Genomic DNA, 24,164 nt, shown 5'->3' on the forward strand with positions numbered 1-24,164 from the left:
TACATTTTTATTAGTAGAATTTACTGGGCATTTTTTATATTAAAACGAAGAAGATTCAACTTCATTTTTCTTTCCAATATTCGGCATTTACAAAGACAAAAAAATCCATCCTCAGGATGGATTTTAGACTATTAACGCACTTCTGCATTGACTTTTTCTTCGAGAGAAGCTTGGATTTTTTCCATGTAGCGTGCGACTTCTTCGTCTGTCAAGCTATCTTCTGGATTTTGGAAAGTCAAGCTATAGGCCATGGACTTCATCCCAACTCCTAGTTTTTCACCTGAGAAGACGTCAAAGAGTTTGATGTCTGTCAAACGTTTCACTCCCGCAGCTTGGATGGCATCAACCACCTCTTGGTGAGTCACTTCTGCCTTGAGGAGGAGGGCGATATCACGGCTGACTGCTGGGAATTTAGTAATTTCCACAAAGGCTGCTGCTGGTTGAAGGGCTGCCTCAATAGCTGAAAGGTTAAGCTCAGCTACATAAGTCTCTGGAATATCGTAAGCCTTAGCCGTCACAGGGTGCACTTGACCGAGGAAACCGACTACTTGATCACCGAGTGAGATCAAAGCTGTACGTCCTGGGTGAAGACTCTTAATCTCTTGCGTTGCTGCATAAGTCACTTCAAGACCCAAACGAGTAAAGAGTGCTTCAAGGATTCCCTTAGCATAGAAGAAGTCAACAGGAACAGCTGCTGTTTGGAAGTCTTTTTCAGCGACTAAACCAGTCAAAGCAAAAGCAAAGCTGTTGATTTCATTTGGCAAGTCTTCTTTTGGATTACCCGTCTGCTCGAAGACTTTTCCAATCTCATAAAGAGCCAAGTTTTTATTCTTACGCGCTACGTTGTAGGCAACTGTATCTAAAATACCTGAAACCATATTTTGACGAAGGACCGAACGGTCCACAGTCATTGGCCACATCAATTCTGTCAAATGACTTGGTTGAATGGTAAACTCAACCGCTTTTTCAGGAGTTGTCAGTGCATAGGTGATGATTTCTGTCAATCCAGCACCTTCTGCAATGGTACGAACTTGACGGCGAAGCTTTTGTGTAGCTGTTAATTCACCGGCTGTCCCATCATCTTTTGGAAGACTGGTTGGCAAGCGGTCATAACCATAAATTCGGGCGATTTCTTCAAAGAGGTCCGCTTCGATAGTGATATCCCAACGGCGACGTGGAACGCTAACTGTGAAGGCTTCTGCATTTCCAGAAAGGCCAAATCCAAGACGACGGAAGACATCCTCTACATCCGCGTAGGAAAGTTCAGTACCAAGGACACGGTTCACGTCTGCAAGAGTAGAAGAAATTTCTACATTAGATGTATCCAACTGGCCTGCTGAAACGATTCCCTTACGCACTGTCGCACCAGCCAATTCCGCAATCATGCTTGCTGCTGCATCAAGGGCTTCATTAACAGTTGCCACATTGATCCCTTTTTCAAAGCGTGAAGATGATTCAGAGCGTAGGTTGAGACGACCACTTGTCTTACGGATAGATTTGCCATTGAAGACAGCAGCTTCAAGGACGACACGAGTAGACTTTTCAGAGATTTCTGTAGCTTGTCCACCCATGACACCTGCAAGGGCTACTGGTTTGTCAGCAACAGTAATCACTAAATCAGTTGTTTCCAACTCACGCTCTTCCCCATCCAAGGTCACTAATTTCTCACCAGCACGTGCTTCACGCACACGGATGTCATTTCCTTCAAAGGTATCTAAGTCAAAGGCATGCATAGGCTGACCAAAGTAAAGCAAGATATAGTTGGTCACGTCGACGACATTATTAATGGGACGAATGCCTTCGTTCATGAGGAGGTTTTGCAACCATTGTGGACTTGGTGCGATGGTCACATTGTCCAAGATACGAGCTGCATAGTAAGGAGCCTTGTCTGTATCAATGCTGACAGAAAGAGCATCCGCTGCAACTTGGTCAGTTTCTGTTAAAGTAAATTCTTTAAAATTGACTGCCTTGTCGTAGATAGCTGCTACTTCGTGAGCTACCCCACGCATAGAGAGAGCGTCTGCACGGTTTGGAGTGATAGAAAGTTCGATGATTTCATCATCCAAGTCGAGATAAGAGAATACTTCCTCACCTGGAACGGCATCATCTGGCAAGATTTGGATGCCATCTGCAAATTCCTTTGGTACAACGGAGTCAGAAATGCCTAATTCACCAAGTGAACAGATCATCCCGAGTGACTCTAAGCCACGGATTTTCCCTTTTTTAATCTTGTAGTTGTCCGCAATGCGAGCTCCCGGAAGAGCCACCATAACCTTGATGCCTGCGCGCACATTTGGTGCTCCACAGACGATTTGACGGGCTTCTTCTTCACCCACATTGACTTGGCAGACATGCAAGTGTGTTTCGGGCACATCTTCACAAGACAAGACTTCACCGACGACAATTTTTGAGAGGCCAGCAGCAGGTGATTCCACACCTTCTACTTCGATCCCTGTGGTTGACATTTTTTCAGCCAACTCTTGTGATGGTACATCAATGTCCACCAATTCTTTTAACCATTTATAAGATACAAGCATAATTTAATTCTCCAGAATGACAGTTGCCACTCTAGTTTTTTTCCTTTCCTATCATTTCATTAGAAGAATCATCTTCTTACCTTAATTTCTTTTTCAGTAACCAATCCGTATCTACCTTTTGCCCAACCATAAAACGATGTTGACTAAATTTTTCAAAACCATATCGATTATAAAATGCTTGAGCTTTTGTATTATGCTCCCAAACACCTAGCCAAGCCCAGGAAAAACCATTTTTTTCGGCATGTTCCAGAGCGAATTCAAATAGTTGCTTACCAAGTCCAAATCCTTGATATGTTTGTAGTACGTAGAGGCGTTGAATTTCAAAAGCGTTCTCTAATTCTCTCTCGGTTTGAGCATTTCCCCAGTTGACTTTGAGAAAACCAGCTATCTCCTCTTCATGCATAATGAAATAGGTTTCGGAGTCAGGATCTTCCAACTCAGTTGACAAAACTCTCAGATTATAAGCCTCTTCAAAGTATTCCTGTAACTGCTCTTCCGTATTACCTTGAGCAAATGTTTCACGAAAGGTTTGTTTGGCAATTTTTGCTAACACCTCAACATCTGCTATTTCTACTTTTCTAATCATTATTTAAACTGTTCTGAGAAGCGGACATCGCCTTGGTAGAATCCACGGATATCGTTGATTCCGTAACGAAGCATAGCTACACGCTCTTGCCCAAGACCAAAGGCAAAGCCAGAGTAAACAGTCGCATCGATACCACTCATCTCAAGGACACGTGGGTGAACCATACCGGCACCCATAATCTCGATCCAACCTGTTTTCTTACATACGTTACAGCCGTCTCCTCCACATTTGAAGCAGGAAACATCGACCTCAACAGAAGGTTCCGTAAATGGGAAATAAGATGGACGCAGACGGATCTGACGCTCTTCACCAAACATTTTTTGCACAATCAACTGAAGCGTTCCTTGAAGGTCAGCCATAGAGATGTTTTTCCCAACAACCAACCCTTCGATTTGGTGGAATTGGTGACTGTGAGTTGCATCGTCCGTATCACGACGGAAGACACGCCCTGGCGAAATCATCTTCAAAGGACCTTTAGAAAAATCATGGGCATCCATAGCACGCGCCTGAACAGGAGATGTGTGAGTACGGAGCAAGATTTCTTCTGTGATATAGAAAGTGTCCTGCATATCACGAGCTGGGTGGTCTTTTGGAAGGTTCATACGCTCGAAGTTGTAATAGTCTTTTTCAACTTCAAATCCATCCACGACTTGGTAACCCATCCCGATGAAGATATCTTCAATTTCTTCACTAGTCTGTGTAAGGACGTGACGGTGACCAGTCGCAACTGGGCGACCTGGAAGCGTAACATCAATGCTCTCACTTGCTAGTTGAGCTTCAACTTTCTTTTCTTCCAAGAGCTTAGCTGATTCTTCAAGTGCAGCTGTCAAAACATCACGAGCTTCATTGACGTGTTTTCCGATAATTGGACGCATTTCTGCAGAAACGTCTTTCATCCCTTTAAGAATTTCAGTCAGTGATCCTTTTTTACCAAGGACAGAGACGCGCAATTCTTGCAGCTCTTTTTCATTTTCAGCAGAAATCTGCTTCAGGCTAGCTAGCGTTTCTTCACGAAGCGCTTTTAATTGTTCTTCAATAGTTGACATAATTCCTCCATCAGTCTCTCGTAGATAAAAAGAAAACCACATGCCAAAAACTCCACTCGGAGCGTTGACACGCGGTACCATCCGTTTTTATCTGACAAGTCAGACCTTTATTTCTGAATCCATAGGCAAGTGAATTCACCCAGCTTTCATATAGAGAGCTTTCAGTCACGGCTCTCCTCCCTGATATACTTCCCCTGAGATACTAGTCTTGCAGATTCCTATTTAATTATTATTCATTTTATCAAATTTCAAGCATTCTTGCAAGATATTTTGCGACTAATCAACATAGTCCCCACCTTCAAAGCCGTAATACTCTTCCAAGCTGAGTCCACTAGCTGCGATTTCTTTGGCTTCTTTTCCGACGTAGCGAAGGTGCCATTCTTCAGCCATATAGCCTGTTTCTTTTTCCTGACCTTTGAGATAGCGAACGACAAAACCATAGTCTGCAGCATGATCTAAAAGCCATTGGGCAGCTTTTTCTTCTGTCACTAAATCTCCATCTGTACCGATAAGGTCAAATGCTAGACCAGTTTGGTGTTCACTATATCCAGGTCGAGCAGAATAGCGGTCAGCCTCTGCCTTTCCGTCTTTGTTGACATAGTCCTGATAAAGTTGAGTTTGAGTTTCATAACTTCTGAAACCACTATAGTGGTCGCTGATTGGGAAACCTGCTTCCTGCATAGCAACAATAAGCTTCAACAACTCTGCCTTTGCTGTAGGATTTTCTCCAGGATTATAGTCTTTAGACAAGGGATAATGCTTATTAGCGATAATAATCTCATCGTACTTCCCTTGAACGCTATAGTAATCTCCTTTATTAACTACTTCTGCCTTTTTCTGGCTTGCTTCTTGAGATTTACTACCGACAGTCCCTTCTTGGACGGTTTTTTCTTCAGTTGAAGTCTGCGTTTCTGAAGTCGCTGGCTTTTCTTGCGAACAAGCTGCCAATGTCAATGCTAGCAATCCTGATAATACAAGGTATCTTTTTTTCATTGTTTATCCTTTCATTTCTATCATTTGGTCCAAAGTTTTAGATAAGGTTTCAACCAAACCTTCTAATTTGCTTCCCTTAACCTGATATTCTTCAGCAACCATTTCTTCCCAAGGAACCCACCAAACTGGACCACGACCATTAAGACCATGTCCCTTCATATCACCCTCTCGTCTCGGAAAAATATGCCAGTGGGCATGTGCATCACCGTTTCCCAACAACTCTACATTCATCTTTTGAGCAGAAAAAGCCTTAGAGACGGCTTCCTGAACCAGACTCATTTCTTCTAAAAAGCGAAGTTTAACTGGAGCTTCCATATGATGTAATTCTGTGACATGTTCTTTTGCTAGGAATAGAGTGTAGCCTTCAAAATACTGGTGGTCTCCAATGACAACATAGCCTGTTTCCAGTTCTTTCACAAAGTAGGGATTATCCCCTGACTTTATCAATTCAATTCGTTGGCAAATCAAGCACATATCAGTCCACCAACTCACTCTTGAGGTAAGCGTCTACCATACGCTCAGTAGCAAGAACAGAATCGATATGAGTCCGCTCGTAAGAGTGACTAGACTCGATACCCGCTCCTAGAAGAGCGTGTTTGACTTCTGCTCCAGCTGACATAGCTGCAGAAGCATCCGAACCATAAAATGGATAGATATCTAGTTTAAATGGAATGTCCTGCTCTTTTGCCAAGGCAACCAGATGTTGACGGAATTCGTAGTGATAAGGACCTGAAGCATCTTTGACACAGATTGACACTGTGTACTCATCCGTCTGCTGGTCATCTCCCATCGCTCCCATATCTACTGCTAGATATTCGACAACTTGACTTGGGATACTTGAGTTAGCACCATGCCCCACTTCTTCAAAGACCGAGAAGGCAAAATGCGTAGTGACAGGAAGTTCAATCCCTTCTTCCTTATAGGTTTTAAGGAGATTTAGAAGGATAGCTGCACTGACCTTATCATCCAAATGACGCGATTTGATAAAGCCTGTCTCAGTTACGACAGTTCGTGGGTCAAAGCTGATAAAGTCACCAACCTCAATACCAAGTGCGCGTGTTTCTTTTTCATTGGTCACTTTTTCATCCAAACGCACTTCCATATTGTCCTGCGTGCGTTCAGCAGTTCCAGCATCCTTGTATACATGACAAGAAGTCTGGTGGATCAAAATGGTACCTGAAACAGTTTTCCCTGTACTAGCTACATGGACCGTACAGTTTTCGCCTTCAATCATATTCCAAGGATAACCACCGATACGGTCCATTTTAAGACGACCATCTGGTTTAACTGCGCGAACGATAGCTCCCAAGGTATCCACATGGGCGGTCACATAACGCTGTTGCTCGTCATTTTTACCTTTGACAGTAACGTTGACACCACCTTTGGCAGTACGGATTGGTTGATAACCTAGTTTTTCAAGAGTCTCAACCAAATAATTCGTAATTTCACGTGTAAAACCTGTTGGCGATGCGATAGCAGTTAGTTCTTTGATATATTCTACAGTTTGATTCATTTCTTCACCTCTTCCTAATATTATATCACTTTTCCCATTTTAGTATGTGTAAAAAGGAAAAACGAATATACTTTGATTGCGAAAGTATTTTATGATATAATGAAAAAAGTTCTTATGATGAAAGGAAAAAATATGAACAGATATTTCAAAATGACGCTTCTCTTAGCCTTACCGTTGGCATTCTTGTTGGGATGTTCTAAACAATCATCAATAACTTCTAACTCCTCAAAAGCAGAGACAACTGAGGTAAAAACGACTGAAGCTGAAACAACTGAGGCTGAAACTACAGAAAAGAAAGCTGAATCAAAAACTGTAACCTTTGTTCATGACAGTAATCCTGGAAGACATTCTACCTTGACATATACTGTTGAGGGTGATGACGTTATGAAACAAGAAGTTTATAATGTTTTTGAACCTGAAATACTCAATAAGAGCGCTGATGAGCTTAAAGAACTTATCGTGAAAACTTATAAAGGGTATGAAGGAATCAAAGGTGTTACACAAAATATCGAATTCAAAGATGGAAAAGTCATCCATACCATGGTCATTGACATGACTGTAGTCAATCTTGATGAGATGAAAAAAGCAATGCCTAATGAATATTCAGGAGCTGGAAAACGAGTGAGTTTTTCAAAAACTAAAAAGATGCTTGAGGACCTTGGATATACTGAAAAAACGAACTAAGAGTAATAAAAAACCTTGGCATAAGCCAAGATTTTTTTTATTCCATCTCAAAAGCTTCACTCTTTTGCTTATTTGGAAGAACAAGAGAAAGTAAAATCCCAATGATCGCTGGTACTAACCATGGCAATGAAGCCTTAGCAAATGGTAGAGCATTCACAATGTTGGCAAGGAAGGTCACTTCAAATGAACTTCCCAAGACACTAGCTACGGCAATAGCTGTAACAAGACCCATCGTCAATTGCATGCCTGGTTTTGAAAGTGGTACAAACTTGTTCACAATCACAATCATAACAATCACAATGGTAATTGGATACAAGATAACTAGGACAGGGATAGAATATTTGATGATTGCATCAAGACCAAGGTTGGCAATTGCAAAACCAATCAAGGTAAAGACAGTCGCATAAACCTTATAGCTAAGTTGTGGGAAACGTCCGTTAAAGAATTCAGCAGTTGAAACAATCAAACCTACAGTCGTTGTGAAGCAAGTTACTATTACCATGGCTGCTAGGAATAATTGAGCTGTTGAACCAAAGATTTCTTGGGTCGCTTGTGACAAGATATAAACCCCTGGAGTTCCACCCTTCATCGCTTCTTCTGTCATTGGGAAGTGATTTCCAAGGAAACCTAGACCAATGTATAGAGCACTAAAGCCAAGCGCTACGACAATTCCGACTACCCAAATGGTTGAGATGTACTCTTTCTTACTCGAAAATCCAAGTTGTTTCAAGGTTTCAACAGCGATTACACTAAAGGCAACAGATGCGAGAGCATCTAGAGTATTATATCCTTCAAGGAATCCTGCTCCAAATGCTGAAGCTTGATAAGCTGCTGTAGCTGCTTGCGGTGCATTTCCACCATATTTAAAGGCTCCAAGAATTACCAAGATGATAATTAAGAGGGCAAAAACTGGTGTCAAAACACGACCGATACGATCCAAAATTTTTGAAGGATTAAGCGCGATTAAGTATGCTGCAACAAAGTAGATAAGGGTAAAGACAATCAAGCCTAGACCTTTGTCAGCATCTGCCAAGAGTGGACTAATCCCTACTGCATAAGAAGTTGTTGCAGTACGTGGAATGGCAAAGAATGGACCAATCGACAAGTACAAAACTGCTAGATAAATCGTTGCAAACCAAGGGGAAATCTTTGTAGAAATCTCATAGATATATCCCTTAGGATTTAAGGTCCCGATGATCAAGGTCAAGACGGCAAGTCCGACACCTGAAAGTACAAATCCTGCAATGGCAGGGAGAAAGTGTTCCCCAGATTGAGCACCTAGAGTAGGGGGGAAAATCAAATTACCCGCACCAAAAAATATTCCAAACAGGAGTAATCCTGTTAAAGCACCTTTTTTAGCCATAAACTCTCCTTATATAAAATAAAATACTTTCTTAGTATAACATGATTAAAGGCTTGAAAAGGCTATCTCGGAATAATTTTAAAATGTTTTCAATTTTCTGATTTTTAGAGTAAATAAACTCCCTTTAAAACCTTTCTTATTTTCGGTCTTAAAGGGAGATTTTCTTATTCTAAGGCATCCATGCCACCTTGGACATTGATAACCTCATATCCTTGTTCTGCTAAAAATTGACAAGCGCGTGCTGAACGCATTCCTGATTTACAAATCACGTAGTAAAGATTATCCTTATCTAGTTGTTTATAAGTATCAGCTAATTGGCTGAGAGGTAAATTACGAGCGCCTTCTAAATGAAGAGTCTCAAATTCCTCTACTTCTCTCACATCTAATACAGAAAGCGACTCTTTCTGGTATAGTTGGTAAAAATCATTAAAAGTAATTTCTTTCATTTTTCTTCTCCGAGAATTTTTTGAATTCTTTCTTTCAAGTCAGGCAAAACATCTGCTTCAAACCAAGGATTTTTTTTCATCCAGATTTGGTTCCGAGGTGACGGGTGTACCAGTGGGAAATAATCAGGCAAATAATCCTTAAACCGATGCACACGGTCTGTTACCTTGCCACTGACTTTCTCATGCAGATAGTAAGCCTGAGCATACTGCCCAATCAAAAGCGTCAACTGAATATCTGGTAATTCTTTCAAAATTTTAGGGTGCCACTTTTCTGCAAAACCAGGTCTGGGCGGTAGATCACCAGATTTCCCATGTCCTGGAAAATAGAAATCCATGGGCATGACAGCAAAGTAACCTGACTTGTAAAAGGTATCCTCATCCACACCCAACCACTCTCGCAAGCGGTCTCCACTTTTATCCTTCCAGTAAAGTCCTGCTTCTTGGGTTTTGAGACCAGGTGCCTGCCCAATGATATTGATACGAGCAGTTTTTGGAGCTGCAAAGAGAGGTTCGATTCCTTGCTCAGTATAGTGTTGATTTTGTGGATTAGCCATGATGGCTTGTTTGATTCTTTCGATTTGAGACATCTACTCTCCCTCCAAAAAGAAGTCTAAGCATAAAATCTCAGACTTCTATAGCATTATTTGATCAATTCATAGATAGCTTCAGCGTAGATGGCTGCTGCACGGAAAAGATCGTCCAAGGCGATAAATTCGTTGGCTTGGTGCATAGTGTCGATAGAGTCTGGGAACATAGCACCATAGGCTACACCACGCTCTAAGAGACGTCCGAAAGTTCCGCCACCAATAACTTGTTCATGCCCTTGAAGACCTGTTTGTTTTTCATAAACATTTAACAAAATTTGGACAAGCGGATCTTCCATTGGAACATAGTGAGGTGTGTGTCCATGTTCAGAAAGGCTAACTGAAGCAACTGGCAAGCTTTCAAGAACTGACTTGATTTGCTCTGGACTTGTTCCTTTTGGATAACGGAAGTTAAGGGCAATGGTATTGTCAGCATTTGCTTCGTCAAAGCGGAAGACCCCAGCATTCATAGAAAGAGCACCCATCTTTTCATCCACATGAGCCACTTTCAAGTTTTTGCCTTCATGGTCATTTAAGAGAATCTTACCTGCAATGTCAAGGAAGTCTTTTGCAGCTCCTTCAAAGGCAAATTGGCTGAGGAAGAGGGCTAGATAAGTTGCACCATTGACACCTGAAGCAGGCATAGCACCGTGGGCAGATTTACCGATAATCGTAACCTTGTACTTACCATTCTCTTCTTGAATGTCTCCTCTAAGCTTGTGCTCTGCAACAAATGCGTCTAGTTTCGCTTGCAAGTCAGCCAAGTCACCTGAAACAACTGCCGTTGCTGATTCTGGCACCATGTTTTCACGCAAACCACCTGTGAAGCTGTGAAGACGAGCTGCACCCTTGTTTTCACCGGCAAAGTGGAGATATTCAGTGATATTTCCTTTTTCACCATTGATAATTGGGAATTCAGCATCTGGTGAGAAACCAAAATCTGGCTTCGCAAGTCCTACATGCTCAAAGTAGTAGTCCATGTCTGCCCAACCTGATTCTTCATCAGTTCCGACGATAAAGCGAACTTTTTTAGAAGTTGGAAGTCCCAATTCTTTGATGATTTTCAAACCATAGTAACAAGCAGTGGTAGGTCCCTTATCATCTGAAGCACCACGCGCATAGAGACGACCATCCTTGATGGTTGGAGTATAAGGATCAGTGTCCCATCCGCTACCTGCTGGCACCACGTCCATGTGGGCAAAGATACCGAGAACTTCTTCCCCTTCACCAAACTCAAAATGTCCTGCATAGTTGTCGACATTTTTTGTTGGGTAACCATCACGGTCTGCGATTTCAAGGAATTTCTCCAAAGCTTTTACCGGACCAGGTCCAAATGGGTGCTCCGCGTCTGCCTTACTGTCATCACGTTCTGAGTTGATTTCCAAAAGGCTAAACAAGTCAGCCAAGAGGGCTTCTTTACGTTTTTCTACTTCTGCTGTAAAATCAATAACTGTCATTTTTACTTCCTATCTTTTTTCGATAATTTCATCTACTGGCAAGCGGTAACTTGGTTCCAACTTCTCGTCTGTGTATCCTACTGTGATCAAAAGTTCTGGACGGAAGCGTTCTTCGATTTCCAAGACTTCATTGACTTTTGATTTGTCAAAACCAAGGATAATGTTTGAACCGATTCCCTGGTCAGTCAATGCAAGGACTAAGTTCATCGCAACCAATCCTGCATTAAGGGCTAGGTAGTCACTGATTTGTTGTTCATTGTAACGCGCAAACTCTGCTGGAAGATTTTTCATAAAGTACTGAAGTTGTTCTTCTGAGAAGTTCTTTGCTCCACCAACACGGGCAATCTTGCGAGCTCGTTTAGCTAGGTCAGTGTCTGTAAACAAGGCAATGGTTACAGGGGCAGATGCTACTTGCTCAAAGTTTGAACCGTAAGCCAATTTTGCTAGTTCAGCATTTCTCTCGCGAACCACAACAAACTTCCAAGGCTGACTGTTGTGAGCACTCGGTTCCAAGGTTGCGATTTCAATAGCTGTTCGAACATCCTTGGGATCAACCGGTTTATCAATAAAATGCTTAGTCGCATGACGTTTTTTATTTAACTCAAGAAATTTCATAATTGATTTCCTTTTCTATTTCTACTGCTTCCATTTTACCACATTCTGAAAGAGCTTGCAGAGATTTTTCATTTGTGGCCTAAATTATCTTTTTCTTATCTGATTTAAATTTTAGATTACAAACTCTAACTGAAAATTATAATATTTTTCTATCACTTCCATAAAAAATATATATTGGCTATTTGATTGATTGTCTGGTAAGCTAGATACCATTAAGTAAAGGAGACACACATGAAAAAATTATTCTTATTATTAGCCATTAGTCCCTTGTTGGTCGCCTGTCGACAAGCCAAACAAGATAGTACTTCAACTTCCACTGCTAGCCCTAAAACCATTGTCGTAGCAACTGCTGGAGACATCCCTCCTTTTGACTTTGAAAAAGATGGTAATTTGACTGGATATGATGTTGAAGTTTTAAAAGCAGTCGATGAAAAACTAGATCAATACAAGATTGAATTTCAAAAAACAGCTTGGGAGAGTATCTTCCCTGGATTGGATGCAGGCCGTTACCAAGCTGCTGCCAACAACTTGAGCTTCACCAAAGAAAGAGCCGACAAATATCTCTACTCCCTACCTATCGCAAAAAATCCTTTGGTTCTCGTAAGCAGAAAAGACAAGGCTCTTACTTCTCTTCAAGACATCGCTGGTAAAACTACTCAGGATGACACTGGAACTTCTACTGCCAAGGTTGTTACAGACTGGAATCAAAGCCACTCAGACAATCCTGCCACCATCCAATACTCTGGTGAGGATGTGGCTAAGCGTCTGACTGACCTCGCCAATGGTGAATTTGATTTCCTAATCTTTGATAAAATCTCTGTTCAAAAAATTATCCAAGACCGAGGTTTAGACTTGAACGTAGTCGACTTGGAAAGCAATGACAATCCAAACAACTACATCATCTTCTCAAGCGACCAAAAAGAATTTAAAGAACAATTTGACAAGGTTCTCAAAGATCTCTACCAAGACGGAACCCTTGAAAAACTCAGCAAAACTTATCTCGGTGGTTCTTACCTACCAGATAAATCTCAATTACAATAAGATACTAAATAAACGATTGGCTCGTCCAATCGTTTATTTAGTATCTGTTAATTAAAGCAACTCTTACAAAAAATCAAAATAATTCTTGACATCCTCTACATAGCCATGCTTTTCAATTAAACTAGCTAACAAATCTCTATTATGGCCTTGATAGTTGTCCTCACGTCGCAACTCTTCATACATTTCGATAAAAGGAAGGTCTTTGGTCTTGGCTGATTCTAGCTCTGCTTCATAGTCATAGGCAACTTTTCGAAATTGGATATTGACTAATTCACCATTTTCAACCTCAAGTAAGGCATACTGGGCACGGTGATTTTTCAGCCCTACCCAGTCAAAATAAGGCATACCAATCGAACCTGGATTGATGATTTGTTGACCTTGGCTCCCATAACGAAGCAACTGCTTGTGAACATGACCATAGACGGCTACATCAGTAGTTTCATCAAGTAACTGGTCAAATTTTTCGGTATCATTTTCAACCAGCAAATCACCACCATAATTTTTCTCAGGTAAATTATGTGAAAGAGAAAAGCGTAAGCCTTCTACTTCTTTTTTGGCTACCATAGGTAGATTTCTCAACCAATCAATATGCTCTGGGTTTAGACGCTCCATCAGATACTGAGTCATCCTGAGAAGCTGAATTTCTTGGGGATCCTCTAAACCATATTGCCCATCTAAAGCCTCTAACACACAATCATCCCAGTTGCCTCGAACAGATGCTGTAATGGGAAGGTCTTTCAAAAGAGCCACCAAGTCATTTGCTCCCGGCCCAGGAAGAAAAATATCTCCCAGAAGCCAATATTCAGTCGCTCCCAAATTTTTAGCGTCCTCAAGCACTCCAGCTAAGGCTGTCGTGTTGCCATGAATGTCTGATAAAATTGCAATCTTATGGTTCATTTTCTGCTCTTTCTTTAGTGTATAGCTTTCAGTCTATCCAATTCACTCTTATAATTTTGTACTTTTCTTCATTATAGCATAAAATCGCTAGAAGATTTTATAATGGAAATATTATCACCAAGATTCTTTTAAAAATATGTCAAAAATAGTTGACATTTTATTTTTTAAAAGATATACTATAGTCAAATATATGTGACATAATCAAATAAGGAGGAAGAATGAATCGTGTGAAAGAATTCCGCAAGGAATTGGGCATATCCCAGCTCGAACTTGCAAAGGATATCGGTGTCTCTAGACAAACCATCAACATGATTGAGAATGACAAGTACAATCCTACTCTAGAACTCTGTCTCAATCTCGCTCGTAGCCTCCAAACAGACCTCAACAGTCTTTTTTGGGAAGATGATTTTTAACAAAAGGAGAAAAAATGAAAAAAGAAACCTTCACTGAAAAACTGATCAAACGCACATATGGTATTTCTGGACCACTTGATGAACACAAGCAACGTGAGGCTGACCGCATCGGAAATAAAATCTTTATGGTTCTCTTTTATCTCATGATTTTTGGCAATCTCATTCCCTTTGTCCTTGCTTATAAATATCCACAAATCGTCGCATTTGGATATCCAATCATCATCTTTCTGATTTCTATGGTTTGTGCTATCTATGTCAGCACTCAAACTAAAAAAACAGGTATTACTGCTATCGACCCTGATATGTTGAGCCAGAAAGAACAAAAACAATTGCGCTACCCTGGTCTTAAAGCTGGACTTATCTATGGAGTCTTTATGTTCTTTGGCATGCCACTTCTCAATGTCTTAACAGATGATAGCAAGGACTATTTCGCCTCTCTTTTCAATCTAGGTCATTTCACATCCATTCTTTTCGCAGCCTTCTTTTTCGGATTAATGATGCAACTTGTCGTCTGGCTTCGCATTCGAAAAGCCAAGGAAGATCAAGACGACTATTAGGAGAAATCATATGAAATCACTAGTAACGTTACTTACCTATCATCTTTTGTTCAGTTCTCTACTCGCCTTCATCATCATTTCAGGGAACTTGCCCATCTACGATACAGTCCTTGTTCTTGTCTTTGTTCCAGCACTCAACAAAGGACTGACTTATCTAAAGATAGATTCCCAAAAAACGCGCATACTCAACTTAGCACTATGCTTTATGATTATATCCTTGCCACAACTGACGGTTATTTCAAGCGATTGGAAATATTATTTACTATTCACTATCGCTACCCTTTCTTCTATCACTTATCTTTATTATCTCTATCAATTCGTAAAAGAACCAAAGTAACATCGTTCATTTAGGAGAAATTATCCATGCAAAAAGAAGATTTAACAACTCGCTTACTTCGAAATTTCTTTCATATCCAAGGCCCCTTTGATGAATGCCGTCAAGAGGTTATCTACAAGGCTTGCGCCCGTTCCATGGTCCAAATCTTTTACTCTTCCTTCTTTCTCTTCCTGTTCTATATTTTGTTTGGACGCTTTATAGAAATTGTTCAATCGGTTATGCCCTACATCTATTTTGGACTCATTTTGTTCATGAGTATAAAAGCCCAAAGAGCTGTCAAAGAGCTGAATCTTGAAAAGGATGATAAATCAGAAATCATCTACAAAACTTACAGCAAACACCAAATAAAAGTTCGTAGTTGGTTGGTATTTATAATTATTGAGATTGGCTTATTTGCCCTGCTACTCTTTCATAAACTCTTCGTTCAGCAGGTACCCCTTTCAACATTCTTGGAAAAAATCATCCAAACAGAGATAATGATCCCCTTACTGGTCTTTGGTCTTAGTATTGGAGCCATCTTTGGGACTATGACTTATTGTTTTTTATCCGAACATGAAGAACAGTAGGAGAAAGCTGATCTAATTGATTTACACGTTCAAGATAGAACAACCCCTAACACTTCTCCGTGCTAGGGGGTCTTTTAGTTCCTTAAATATCGTATATACTCTACTAATACGTAGATGAGGATTGTTAAACAAATGATAATCTCTAACCAAACGAGGAGGTTGAGGACCGAAAACTGCAGAATGCCTTGGGACATTTTCAATGAAGTTGCTGTGATGATGGTAGGGAAAGTTAGGGCTGAAAAAGAAGGTTGGAAGCCTTGTTTTAAAATCCTTGGCAAGCGACTAAGGACAAAGAAAAAAAAGGTCTGTGATGCAAGGATCATAACTAGTAAAATCCAACTAGGAAGACTGTGTCCTCCTACTCTCACTAATGCTGCCAAAAGGAGAGAAAATGGAGCACAATAGATTCCTTCTTGCCCCAACAAAGCGAGCGGTAATGGATTTTTCCTCAAATCTTGATAAATTAGAGGGTAAAGGATAAGGGTTAAGATAAAACCAAAAATCCAAGCTCCATAGGCAATCCCAACAACGCCCACCACGGGGTAGGTCAAACTTGCTACTGCTATTCCTACATAAAGAACCGTCCAAGTTGGTGTTGCACTGGTCCTTTGTTTAACCAAGACATAGTTCTTTGTAAAGTATAAGATGAGGTAAACATCTAGAAGAAAAGCAAACCACCAGAGAATCTGAGCAACAATGCTCATGTTCGAGGGTAAGATTCGTAATAAATACGTTGATAAAATCATCCCTGCCATGGGAAAGGTTGCCATTCCTGACAAAACAGGGGCTTTCTTTAATTCTTGCTTACTTTCATGCCAGTTATTGAGGTGGCTCACCAAAAAATAAAACCACAAAATCAAGCCTGACAAACTAAAGATGTGTGATAAAAGCGGAAAAATATCCAAGATGAGATTTCCTGCTCCAGCCAATCCCAATAAGCAACCTGAAAAGGCTAAGGGGAGTTTTTTCATACCAACCTCCGAAAATGACGTTACTATCAGTATAGCATAAATAAAGCTCAGCTAGACAAGGCTTCATCAATTTTTTTGCTATAAAACGATTGTCCCCTTTTAAAATACTCACTAACAATAATGATTAAAATAAATTCATCAAAAGAGTACCTATCACTTGATAGGTACTCTTTTGACATTTCATTCTATAGCTTGGCTAGCCTTTAAAGGTAACGATAGTCGCTCCAGAACCACCTGCATTTTGTGGCGCATAGCCAAAGCTCTTGACTTGCTTGTTTCTTTGGAGATATTTGGTTACTCCTTCACGGATGACTCCTGTACCGATACCATGGATGATGTCCACTTGAGCCATGTTGTTGAGCAGGGCTTGGTCGATAAAGGCATCTAAGGCTTCCATAGCTTCCTCATAACGTTTGCCACGAAGGTCTAGTCGAGCCTGTGGACCTTTACCGCCTGCCCGTTTGACAACGTTGACTTGTTTTTTCTTGACTGGTGCTTCTTGCTGAGCCTGAACCAAGTCAAACTCTTTTTCTTCAAGCGTCATCTTAATCAAGCCAACTTGAGCTTCCCAGCGACCATCCTTGAGTTGATTAGTCAAGGTACCTCGTTGACCATAGCTTAAAACGATGATATCATCCCCAACTTTTGGAGCTCGTTTTTTCTTAGCCTTCTGGAGAACCTTGTTTTTAGAAAGATCAACTTTTTCAGGAGCTAACTTCTTGAGTTTGGCCTTGGCTTCGATAATTTCATGTGGTTTAAGCTGAGATTTACTGTGAAGATTTTTAAGAATATCATCACTTTCTGCCAGAGCTAAGTCAACAATCTCCGCAGCTTGCTCACGCGCCTTATTGAGTTCTGTTTCCTTCTCACGATTAAGCTCATTGTAAAGTTTTTTGAGGGCACGATTCATCTTGAGGTTTTCTTGCTCAACTTGGCGAATATTCTCAAGACGTTTACGGCTTTCAAGCGTCTGCTCTTCCAATTGTTCAATAATACGATTGACATCATTGTCTTGATTAATCTGCTTGCTAGCGTCACCTACGATGACATCTGACAAGCCGAGACGTTTAGCAATCTCAAAGGCGTTGCTTCGACCAGGTACACCTTGCATAAAGCGATAGGTCGGGCGCAGGCTAGCTGTATCAAATTCCATGCTGGCATTCTGAACATAAGCCGTTTCAATCCCATAGGCTTTGAGTTCAGGATAGTGAGTGGTTGCCATAGTCTTGACCTGACGCAAGCGCAAGTCTTCTAGGATAGACATAGCAAGGGCTGCACCTTCTTGGGGATCTGTTCCTGCTCCAAGCTCATCTAGTAACAAGAGCGAGTTTTGATTGACCTTACCAAGAATATCTACAATATTAGTCATGTGACTAGAGAAGGTTGAAAGACTTTGTTCGATGGATTGTTCGTCTCCGATATCCGCAAAGACCTCCTCAAAAATTCCCACACGACTTCCCTTATCCGCCAAAATCGGCAAACCTGACTGGGCCATCAATTGCGTCAAACCTAAGGTTTTAAGCATGATAGTCTTACCACCCGTATTGGGACCAGTGATGACGATGGCTGTTAAATCCTTACCAAAGTGTACATCATTAGCAACAGCATTTTGCACCAAGGGATGGCGAACATGAAGAAGTTGAATCTCCTGTCCCTCAGAGACTTGAGGCACTACTGCTCCAGTTTCTTGGATAAAGCGGACCTTAGCCCGAATCAAGTCCAAATGTCCAATAATCCAGGCATCATTTGCGATTTCAGCTGCGTGCGGTCTTACTCGTTCAGAAAGTTCCTGAAGGATACGCATCATCTCATAGCGTTCATCTGCACGAAGACTGGCGATTTCTTCACTCAGTTTGACTACTTCACGTGGTTCGATATAGACAGTGTTCCCGCTGGCAGAAATATCATGAACCACACCGGCAATCTTATTACGATAGGTGTTTTTGACAGGAAGAACCTGGCGACCATTTCTACTAGCGATGATACCTTCAGTCAACATCTGAGCCTTTTGTTTGAGAAGGTCTTGCAAGACGTCACGAACTTGGCTCTCGCTATCATGGATTTTACGGCGGATTCGTGCTAGTTCTTCACTAGCAAAATTCTCAATAAATCCAGCTTCATTGATGGCTTGGAGATTTCCCTGCAGATGTGGGAAGTCGTGAAGTTTTTCAAACCAATTTGCCAAGTGGTCCAAGCGTACATTCTCAAGATTATCATAGAAATTTTTCAGTTCACGGCTGGCAAATATGACACGTTTGAGAAGGAGAAATTCCTCTATGTTGAGATCAGCACCCATCTCCAAACGTTTGCAGGTAGCCGCAATATCTTTTGTTGCCGAAATGCTGAAATGAGGATGCTCAACAAAGAGTTCTTGCATCTCCTTCATCTCTGCAAAGGCCTGTCTAATTTTATCAGCTTTATCTGTTGGGACTAGCTCTTTTAACTGTTCTAGTCCTTGTTCCGTCAAAAGATGAGGTTCAAATAAAGCCTTGACCTTGTTAAATTCTAACGTTTCTAGTATTTTTGTATTCATCTTATTTCCTTAGTATAAAAGTTATGGCTTTTCTTATTTTCAACTCTTTAAATCAATCTCTTACTTTTCGAAATTGTAAACAAAAGGCTAGGAATAGTTCCCGCCCTTTTTATCCGATTAATTTAGTTACCCAAAGCTGTTTAATAAAATTAGTTGTGAATGGAATGCTTTGGATGATATGTCTAGCTACAAAGCTATTTTCAAGTGAATTTTGAACAATTTGTAATGGCACAGTCGCGAGAATCGTTAGCATCATCTGGAGGACAAATAAGGTCACACCGATTGATAGCACACCCGCACCGATACGGTAGTATTTCCCATCAAGTATCTTACTTGGTACTAGGTTTAGAAAAAGACCAAGCAAACGGCCGATGCAGTAAAAAATCGTAAAGGCTAATAGGAAGCCAACGCCTGCATAAAAAACCTTATCTAGATGGAAAAGTTGATTGGATGGGAAAAAGAAAGTTCCCTGTCCTTCCTGCGGATTAGCATAAGGGATTAATAAATTGAACTTCTGCCCTAAAGCTAGGTAATATTTGCTTGCAAAATAAGCAGAGACAATCGTTGCTACAAGATAATATGCTTGTAAAATAATTCCTCTGCGGTAGCCAATATAAAAGCTCCAAGCAAGGATTAATAAGAGTAGAATGGAAATCATAGGGAATCCTCAATCTTACTCTGCTCTTGTTTAGCCGCAACCACTTTATAACGGAGCGATTCTAACTCTTGCTCCTTATCATCAAATTCAATCTCACGACTGAGCTGAGTAGATAGGCAGTTGACTGCTAAGAGAATAGCTACTGTCTCATCATCAGCTCCAGGCATTTGTTCTTTGATTGCTTCATACTTTTCCGTCGCAACTTTAGCAATCTCCTCCATGAAAAGATTGTCATGTTCAGTTGTCAGCGTTAATGTTTTTTTCCCAAATGTAAACTTGAATCGATTTAAATTTGCCATAAAATTCACCTCAAGATATTATACCAAATTTCACTTAGTTTGTCAGTTTTTACCAATTCTAGCGCTTTTATGGTACAATAGAGACTATGGCAAGTATCACATTAACTCCGAGTGAAAAGGAAATTCAGGCTTTTATTCAAAAGCATGAACATGCACTCACTCCTAGTAAAAATCCCTATATTCGCTACTTTTTAAAGCTTCCTCAAGCCAGTGTTTCCGTCTATACATCTGGGAAAGTCCTCTTGCAAGGAGAAGCCACTGAAAGCTATGCTAGCTTTTTTGGTTATCAAGAAGCACAAGTAGTTAGCGGGCAAAATTTCCCCTTGATTGGAACAGATGAGGTTGGAAATGGTTCCTACTTCGGTGGTCTGGCTGTAGTGGCGTCATTTGTAACTCCTGATCAGCATGACTTTTTACGAAAACTCGGGGTTGGAGATTCTAAAACACTAACTGACCAAAAGATTCGTCAGCTTGCTCCCCTTCTTAAGGAGAAGATTCAGCATCAAGCACTCCTTCTTTCGCCAAGTAAGTATAACGAAGTCATTGGAGTACGCTATAATGCTGTTTCTGTCAAGGTAGCTCTTCACAATCAAGCAATCTTTCTCCTCCTTCAAAAGGGAGTTGAGCCTGAAAAAATTGTTATTGACGCCTTTACCAGCTCACAAAATTATGAAAAGTATCTAAAAAATGAAGCCAATCATTTTCCTAATCCAGTCACGCTAGAGGAAAAAGCTGAGGGCAAGTACTTGGCTGTTGCAGTTAGCTCCATCATTGCGCGTGATCTCTTCCTAGAAAATCTTGAAAACCTAGGACGAGAGCTGGGATTCCAACTTCCAAGTGGGGCTGGAACTGCTTCTGATAAGGTAGCTAGCCAAATCCTTCAAGCATATGGAATGAAAGGGCTCGGCTTCTGTGCAAAGCTGCATTTTAAAAACACTGAAAAAGCTAAGCAACTTCTAGAAAGGTAAAAGTATGAATTATTTTAAAATATTTTTAAAAGAGTGGGGAATTTTCTTCCTGATTATTGCATTAGTAGGTCTCAGCCGTCTCTTTCTTTGGAGCAATGTTCGTGTAGAAGGACACTCTATGGACCCTACTCTAGCTGATGGAGAAATTCTCTTCGTTGTCAAACATCTCCCTATCGATCGCTTTGATATAGTTGTCGCTCATGAGGATGAAGGGAATAAAGATATCGTGAAGCGAGTCATCGGATTGCCAGGTGATACCATCCGTTACGATAATGATAAGCTCTACATCAACAATCAAGAAACCGATGAGCCTTACCTAGCAGATTATCTCAAACGCTTTAAAGAGGATAAACTCCAATCAACCTATACCGGAGACAGCTGGGATGGGAAAAAAGGCGAGTACTTCAGAAATCTTGCTGAAAAAGCTGATGCCTTTACCTTAGATGTTAACTTCAATACTAGCTTTACCTTCACTGTTCCAGAGGGACAATACCTCCTACTTGGTGATGACCGTCTGGTATCTAGTGATAGCCGACATGTTGGTACTTTTAAAGCAAAAGATATTATTGGAGAGGCAAAATTCCGTTTCTGGCCACTCAAACGTATCGGAACATTTTAAGAACTCTAAGAGGCCGAGAAATATAAATCTCAGCCTCTTCTCATTCTATTCTGAATGATAGATTTCATTCGGGAATGTAAAGGAATTATATGGAAGTCTATTTTACAGGTACGATTGAACGTATTATTTTTGAAAATGTCAGCAACTTTTACCGTATTCTCCTTTTAGATATAGAGGATACCAACGCTGAGGACTTTGATGATTTCGAGATCATTGTTACAGGGACCATGGCTGATGTTATCGAGGGAGAAGAATACACTTTCTGGGGACAGATTGTCCAACACTCCAAATACGGAGAACAACTGCAGATTTCCCGTTACGAAAGAGCAAAACCAACTAGTAAGGGATTGGTAAAATATTTCTCAAGCAGCCATTTCAAAGGGATTGGTCTTAAAACTGCCCAAAAGATTGTAGAACTCTATGGGGAAAATACTATCGATGAAATCTTAGAACATCCTGAAAAACTTGAGACTATCTCAGGGCTGTCTTCTAAAAGTCGTGAGGCCTTTGTATCCACACTCCGTCTCAACTACGGGACTGAAATGGTCTTGGCCAAGCTTGCCAACTACGGAATCCCTAATAAATTAGCTATTCAAATTCAGGATACCTACAAAGAGGAAACTATCGATATCGTTGAAAATTATCCCTACCAGTTGGTAGAAGATATCAAGGGCTTGGGTTTTACCATCGCTGACCAATTGGCACAAGAATTGGGCATTGAAAGTCAGGCACCTGAACGTTTCCGAGCAGGACTCATTCATAGCCTTTTAAACGCTTGTATGGAAAGTGGGGATACTTATGTTGAAGCTAGAGACTTACTAGAAAAGACTCTAAATCTACTGGAATCCTCACGTCCTGTAGAACTGGAACCAAGTCAACTTGCTCAAGAATTGTCCAATCTCATCGAAGAAGAAAAAGTCCAACAAATTGACACCAAAATCTTTGATAACAGTCTCTTTTTTGCAGAAGAAGGGATTCATAATCACCTCATTCGTATCCTTGAAAAAGAAGAAACTGATAAACAAGAAACAGAACTCATCCAGGAGCAGATCGCAATTGTTGAGGAAGAATTAGGCATCCAATACGATGCCATTCAAAAACAGGCAATCTGCGATGCTATCCAAAACAAGGTCTTTATCCTGACTGGCGGACCTGGAACTGGCAAAACCACTGTTATCAATGGGATTATTGCCGTCTATGCTCTATTAGAAGGACTGGACCTTCGAAAGAAAAGTAATCTACCGATTCTCCTTGCTGCTCCAACTGGTCGTGCGGCTCGTCGCATTAATGAACTAACAGGCTTGCCGAGTGCAACCATTCACCGCCACTTGGGAATGACTGGAGATGATGACACTAGCCATTTGGAGGATTATCTAGATGCTGACTTTATCATCGTAGACGAGTTCTCTATGGTAGATACTTGGCTAGCCAATCAACTCTTATCAAATATTTCCTCTACTAGTAAAATTCTCATCGTTGGAGATAGTGATCAGTTGCCATCGGTTAGCCCAGGTCAAGTTCTGGCTGATTTGCTCCAGATTCCAAGTATTCCTCAAACACGCTTGGAACGAATTTATCGTCAGAGCGAAGAATCAACCATTGTCACACTTGCGAGTCAGATTCGTCAGGGAATTTTACCTGCAGATTTTACTCAGAAAAAAGCAGACCGTTCCTATTTTGAAATCGCTAGTAACCAGATCCCAGCGACCATTGAAAAAATCCTAGATGCTGCCATTAGAAGCGGTATCCCTGCTCATGATATCCAAGTTCTAGCTCCTATGTATCGTGGAGCAGAAGGAATCGATGCCATCAATCAACTCATGCAAGAACTGCTCAATCCTCTTCAAAAGGGACAGAATAGTTTTGAAGCAAGTCAGTTTCAGTATCGTAGTGGAGATAAGGTCATTCATTTGGTTAACGATGCAGAAGTCAACGTTTTTAACGGAGATCTAGGCTACATCACGGACCTCATTCCTGCTAAATACACTGAATCTAAACAAGATGAAATGGTGATTGATTTTGATGGGAACGAAGTCGTCTATCCACGCAACGAATGGTACAAGATTCGTCTTGCCTACGCCATGAGTATCCATAAATCTCAAGGGAGTGAATTCCCAGTTGTGTTTCTTCCCATCACCAGCGCTAGCAAGCGTATGCTGGAGCGTAACCTCATCTACACTGCTATTACTCGGGCTAAAAGCAAACTCATCCTACTCGGTGAACTTCAAGCCTTTGATTATGCGACTAAACATATCGGAACAGCTCGAAAAACCTATCTGATTGAACGTTTCAGCGACTTAACTGAAAGCTCTGAAGAAGTAAATGAGCCAATTCTCGAACCCACAAATCAGATTAACCCTCATCAACCTTACATCCTAACTGAAGATAACTGGACTAGTATCCCAGCCATGATTGGGATTAGCCAAGATGACCTTGATGAGTTTTTCGGAAAATAAAGCACAAAAAAACCACCGAATCCGA

The 24,164-nt window shown here is 40.9% G+C and carries 25 protein-coding genes; 9 read left to right on the forward strand and 16 right to left on the reverse strand.

What is annotated here, in order from left to right:
• Positions 1 to 131 precede the first annotated feature (131 nt).
• From pheT to AB2B47_RS04650, 6 genes are all read right to left on the reverse strand, one after another.
• Positions 132 to 2,537 carry a phenylalanine--tRNA ligase subunit beta gene (gene pheT, locus AB2B47_RS04625; RefSeq protein ID WP_006152266.1) on the reverse strand — a complete coding sequence of 802 codons (2,406 nt, stop codon included), beginning with the start codon at positions 2,535 to 2,537 and terminating at the stop codon, positions 132 to 134.
• Positions 2,538 to 2,613: 76 nt separating this feature from the next.
• Positions 2,614 to 3,123: a GNAT family N-acetyltransferase gene (locus AB2B47_RS04630; RefSeq protein ID WP_006151998.1), complete on the reverse strand. Its 510-nt coding sequence runs from the start codon at positions 3,121 to 3,123 to the stop codon at positions 2,614 to 2,616.
• Complete coding sequence (gene pheS, locus AB2B47_RS04635; protein WP_006151624.1) at positions 3,123 to 4,169, reverse strand: phenylalanine--tRNA ligase subunit alpha; 1,047 nt, start codon at positions 4,167 to 4,169, stop codon at positions 3,123 to 3,125. The genes AB2B47_RS04630 and pheS overlap by 1 nt, the downstream gene beginning before the upstream one ends.
• 276 nt (positions 4,170 to 4,445) lie before the next feature.
• Positions 4,446 to 5,162 (reverse strand): LD-carboxypeptidase LdcB/DacB, encoded by a 717-nt coding sequence (ldcB, locus tag AB2B47_RS04640; protein ID WP_320693731.1) that lies wholly within the window; start codon positions 5,160 to 5,162, stop codon positions 4,446 to 4,448.
• Between the two features lie 3 nt (positions 5,163 to 5,165).
• Positions 5,166 to 5,636, reverse strand: a complete 471-nt coding sequence (locus AB2B47_RS04645; protein WP_006151611.1) for an HIT family protein — start codon at positions 5,634 to 5,636, stop codon at positions 5,166 to 5,168.
• Between the two features lies 1 nt (position 5,637).
• Positions 5,638 to 6,675 carry a M42 family metallopeptidase gene (locus AB2B47_RS04650; RefSeq protein WP_006151741.1) on the reverse strand — a complete coding sequence of 346 codons (1,038 nt, stop codon included), beginning with the start codon at positions 6,673 to 6,675 and terminating at the stop codon, positions 5,638 to 5,640.
• Positions 6,676 to 6,807: 132 nt separating this feature from the next.
• On the opposite strand from AB2B47_RS04650, the gene AB2B47_RS04655 reads away from it, so the two are divergent.
• Positions 6,808 to 7,359, forward strand: a complete 552-nt coding sequence (locus AB2B47_RS04655) for a DUF1307 domain-containing protein (RefSeq protein WP_320693821.1) — start codon at positions 6,808 to 6,810, stop codon at positions 7,357 to 7,359.
• A gap of 37 nt (positions 7,360 to 7,396) precedes the next feature.
• Here the strand turns inward: AB2B47_RS04655 and brnQ are convergent, their stop codons facing one another.
• From brnQ to AB2B47_RS04680, 5 genes are all read right to left on the reverse strand, one after another.
• Entirely contained in the window at positions 7,397 to 8,722 is a 1,326-nt protein-coding gene (gene brnQ, locus AB2B47_RS04660) for a branched-chain amino acid transport system II carrier protein (RefSeq protein WP_006152071.1), read from the reverse strand.
• 164 nt (positions 8,723 to 8,886) lie between these two features.
• Entirely contained in the window at positions 8,887 to 9,168 is a 282-nt protein-coding gene (locus AB2B47_RS04665; protein ID WP_006152169.1) for a rhodanese-like domain-containing protein, read from the reverse strand.
• Positions 9,165 to 9,755 (reverse strand): uracil-DNA glycosylase family protein, encoded by a 591-nt coding sequence (locus AB2B47_RS04670; RefSeq protein WP_320693732.1) that lies wholly within the window; start codon positions 9,753 to 9,755, stop codon positions 9,165 to 9,167. The genes AB2B47_RS04665 and AB2B47_RS04670 overlap by 4 nt, the downstream gene beginning before the upstream one ends.
• 53 nt (positions 9,756 to 9,808) lie before the next feature.
• Positions 9,809 to 11,209: a dipeptidase PepV gene (pepV, locus tag AB2B47_RS04675; protein WP_320693733.1), complete on the reverse strand. Its 1,401-nt coding sequence runs from the start codon at positions 11,207 to 11,209 to the stop codon at positions 9,809 to 9,811.
• Between the two features lie 9 nt (positions 11,210 to 11,218).
• Complete coding sequence (locus AB2B47_RS04680) at positions 11,219 to 11,824, reverse strand: nitroreductase family protein (RefSeq protein WP_320693734.1); 606 nt, start codon at positions 11,822 to 11,824, stop codon at positions 11,219 to 11,221.
• Between the two features lie 231 nt (positions 11,825 to 12,055).
• Between AB2B47_RS04680 and AB2B47_RS04685 the strand changes: the two genes are divergently transcribed.
• Positions 12,056 to 12,865 carry an amino acid ABC transporter substrate-binding protein gene (locus AB2B47_RS04685; protein WP_320693735.1) on the forward strand — a complete coding sequence of 270 codons (810 nt, stop codon included), beginning with the start codon at positions 12,056 to 12,058 and terminating at the stop codon, positions 12,863 to 12,865.
• A gap of 63 nt (positions 12,866 to 12,928) precedes the next feature.
• On the opposite strand, the gene AB2B47_RS04690 is transcribed toward AB2B47_RS04685, so the two are convergent.
• Entirely contained in the window at positions 12,929 to 13,762 is an 834-nt protein-coding gene (locus AB2B47_RS04690; protein WP_320693736.1) for a metallophosphoesterase family protein, read from the reverse strand.
• 218 nt (positions 13,763 to 13,980) lie between these two features.
• Here AB2B47_RS04690 and AB2B47_RS04695 point away from each other — a divergent pair, with 218 nt between their 5' ends.
• The 4 genes from AB2B47_RS04695 to AB2B47_RS04710 are packed head-to-tail and all read left to right on the forward strand — an operon-like array spanning position 13,981 to position 15,635.
• The gene (locus AB2B47_RS04695; RefSeq protein ID WP_001082470.1) at positions 13,981 to 14,175 is read left to right on the forward strand and encodes a helix-turn-helix transcriptional regulator; all 195 of its coding nucleotides are present in this window, start codon (positions 13,981 to 13,983) and stop codon (positions 14,173 to 14,175) included.
• A 14-nt stretch (positions 14,176 to 14,189) separates the two neighbouring features.
• Entirely contained in the window at positions 14,190 to 14,732 is a 543-nt protein-coding gene (locus AB2B47_RS04700; RefSeq protein WP_320693737.1) for a DUF3278 domain-containing protein, read from the forward strand.
• A 10-nt stretch (positions 14,733 to 14,742) separates the two neighbouring features.
• Positions 14,743 to 15,069: a hypothetical protein gene (locus AB2B47_RS04705; protein WP_320693738.1), complete on the forward strand. Its 327-nt coding sequence runs from the start codon at positions 14,743 to 14,745 to the stop codon at positions 15,067 to 15,069.
• A 26-nt stretch (positions 15,070 to 15,095) separates the two neighbouring features.
• Positions 15,096 to 15,635 (forward strand): DUF3278 domain-containing protein, encoded by a 540-nt coding sequence (locus AB2B47_RS04710; RefSeq protein WP_320693739.1) that lies wholly within the window; start codon positions 15,096 to 15,098, stop codon positions 15,633 to 15,635.
• A gap of 74 nt (positions 15,636 to 15,709) precedes the next feature.
• On the opposite strand, the gene AB2B47_RS04715 is transcribed toward AB2B47_RS04710, so the two are convergent.
• The 4 genes from AB2B47_RS04715 to zapA all read right to left on the reverse strand — a co-directional run bounded on the left by AB2B47_RS04715 (position 15,710) and on the right by zapA (position 20,096).
• On the reverse strand, positions 15,710 to 16,606 hold the full coding sequence (locus AB2B47_RS04715) for a TDT family transporter (RefSeq protein WP_320693740.1): 897 nt from the start codon (positions 16,604 to 16,606) through the stop codon (positions 15,710 to 15,712).
• A gap of 196 nt (positions 16,607 to 16,802) precedes the next feature.
• Complete coding sequence (locus AB2B47_RS04720) at positions 16,803 to 19,139, reverse strand: endonuclease MutS2 (protein ID WP_320693741.1); 2,337 nt, start codon at positions 19,137 to 19,139, stop codon at positions 16,803 to 16,805.
• 109 nt (positions 19,140 to 19,248) lie between these two features.
• On the reverse strand, positions 19,249 to 19,797 hold the full coding sequence (locus AB2B47_RS04725) for a CvpA family protein (protein WP_254733595.1): 549 nt from the start codon (positions 19,795 to 19,797) through the stop codon (positions 19,249 to 19,251).
• Complete coding sequence (zapA, locus tag AB2B47_RS04730; RefSeq protein ID WP_004252047.1) at positions 19,794 to 20,096, reverse strand: cell division protein ZapA; 303 nt, start codon at positions 20,094 to 20,096, stop codon at positions 19,794 to 19,796. Before zapA ends, AB2B47_RS04725 begins: the two co-directional genes overlap by 4 nt.
• Before the next feature lie 86 nt (positions 20,097 to 20,182).
• On the opposite strand from zapA, the gene rnhC reads away from it, so the two are divergent.
• The 3 genes from rnhC (at position 20,183) to recD2 (ending at position 24,139) form a co-directional block, all read left to right on the forward strand.
• Entirely contained in the window at positions 20,183 to 21,064 is an 882-nt protein-coding gene (gene rnhC, locus AB2B47_RS04735) for a ribonuclease HIII (protein WP_320693742.1), read from the forward strand.
• Between the two features lie 4 nt (positions 21,065 to 21,068).
• Positions 21,069 to 21,683: a signal peptidase I gene (gene lepB / locus AB2B47_RS04740; protein WP_320693743.1), complete on the forward strand. Its 615-nt coding sequence runs from the start codon at positions 21,069 to 21,071 to the stop codon at positions 21,681 to 21,683.
• Between the two features lie 89 nt (positions 21,684 to 21,772).
• Positions 21,773 to 24,139, forward strand: a complete 2,367-nt coding sequence (gene recD2, locus AB2B47_RS04745) for an SF1B family DNA helicase RecD2 (RefSeq protein ID WP_320693744.1) — start codon at positions 21,773 to 21,775, stop codon at positions 24,137 to 24,139.
• The last annotated feature ends 25 nt before the right edge of the window (positions 24,140 to 24,164 follow it).

This window comes from Streptococcus wuxiensis (assembly GCF_040888245.1).
Classification (GTDB): domain Bacteria; phylum Bacillota; class Bacilli; order Lactobacillales; family Streptococcaceae; genus Streptococcus; species Streptococcus wuxiensis.

Bases quoted from the DNA above. Each gene is read 5' to 3' on its own strand.
- AB2B47_RS04690 (WP_320693736.1), bottom strand. From the start codon at position 13,762: ATGAACCATAAGATTGCAATTTTATCAGACATTCATGGCAACACGACA.
- AB2B47_RS04710 (WP_320693739.1), top strand. From the start codon at position 15,096: ATGCAAAAAGAAGATTTAACAACTCGCTTACTTCGAAATTTCTTTCAT.
- rnhC (WP_320693742.1), top strand. From the start codon at position 20,183: ATGGCAAGTATCACATTAACTCCGAGTGAAAAGGAAATTCAGGCTTTT.
- AB2B47_RS04630 (WP_006151998.1), bottom strand. From the start codon at position 3,123: ATGATTAGAAAAGTAGAAATAGCAGATGTTGAGGTGTTAGCAAAAATT.
- AB2B47_RS04650 (WP_006151741.1), bottom strand. From the start codon at position 6,675: ATGAATCAAACTGTAGAATATATCAAAGAACTAACTGCTATCGCATCG.
- AB2B47_RS04705 (WP_320693738.1), top strand. From the start codon at position 14,743: ATGAAATCACTAGTAACGTTACTTACCTATCATCTTTTGTTCAGTTCT.
- recD2 (WP_320693744.1), top strand. From the start codon at position 21,773: ATGGAAGTCTATTTTACAGGTACGATTGAACGTATTATTTTTGAAAAT.
- AB2B47_RS04725 (WP_254733595.1), bottom strand. From the start codon at position 19,797: ATGATTTCCATTCTACTCTTATTAATCCTTGCTTGGAGCTTTTATATT.
- AB2B47_RS04680 (WP_320693734.1), bottom strand. From the start codon at position 11,824: ATGAAATTTCTTGAGTTAAATAAAAAACGTCATGCGACTAAGCATTTT.
- AB2B47_RS04720 (WP_320693741.1), bottom strand. From the start codon at position 19,139: ATGAATACAAAAATACTAGAAACGTTAGAATTTAACAAGGTCAAGGCT.
- pepV (WP_320693733.1), bottom strand. From the start codon at position 11,209: ATGACAGTTATTGATTTTACAGCAGAAGTAGAAAAACGTAAAGAAGCC.
- brnQ (WP_006152071.1), bottom strand. From the start codon at position 8,722: ATGGCTAAAAAAGGTGCTTTAACAGGATTACTCCTGTTTGGAATATTT.
- AB2B47_RS04655 (WP_320693821.1), top strand. From the start codon at position 6,808: ATGAACAGATATTTCAAAATGACGCTTCTCTTAGCCTTACCGTTGGCA.
- AB2B47_RS04645 (WP_006151611.1), bottom strand. From the start codon at position 5,636: ATGTGCTTGATTTGCCAACGAATTGAATTGATAAAGTCAGGGGATAAT.
- ldcB (WP_320693731.1), bottom strand. From the start codon at position 5,162: ATGAAAAAAAGATACCTTGTATTATCAGGATTGCTAGCATTGACATTG.
- AB2B47_RS04715 (WP_320693740.1), bottom strand. From the start codon at position 16,606: ATGAAAAAACTCCCCTTAGCCTTTTCAGGTTGCTTATTGGGATTGGCT.
- AB2B47_RS04685 (WP_320693735.1), top strand. From the start codon at position 12,056: ATGAAAAAATTATTCTTATTATTAGCCATTAGTCCCTTGTTGGTCGCC.
- lepB (WP_320693743.1), top strand. From the start codon at position 21,069: ATGAATTATTTTAAAATATTTTTAAAAGAGTGGGGAATTTTCTTCCTG.
- AB2B47_RS04695 (WP_001082470.1), top strand. From the start codon at position 13,981: ATGAATCGTGTGAAAGAATTCCGCAAGGAATTGGGCATATCCCAGCTC.
- pheT (WP_006152266.1), bottom strand. From the start codon at position 2,537: ATGCTTGTATCTTATAAATGGTTAAAAGAATTGGTGGACATTGATGTA.
- AB2B47_RS04670 (WP_320693732.1), bottom strand. From the start codon at position 9,755: ATGTCTCAAATCGAAAGAATCAAACAAGCCATCATGGCTAATCCACAA.
- pheS (WP_006151624.1), bottom strand. From the start codon at position 4,169: ATGTCAACTATTGAAGAACAATTAAAAGCGCTTCGTGAAGAAACGCTA.
- AB2B47_RS04665 (WP_006152169.1), bottom strand. From the start codon at position 9,168: ATGAAAGAAATTACTTTTAATGATTTTTACCAACTATACCAGAAAGAG.
- AB2B47_RS04700 (WP_320693737.1), top strand. From the start codon at position 14,190: ATGAAAAAAGAAACCTTCACTGAAAAACTGATCAAACGCACATATGGT.
- zapA (WP_004252047.1), bottom strand. From the start codon at position 20,096: ATGGCAAATTTAAATCGATTCAAGTTTACATTTGGGAAAAAAACATTA.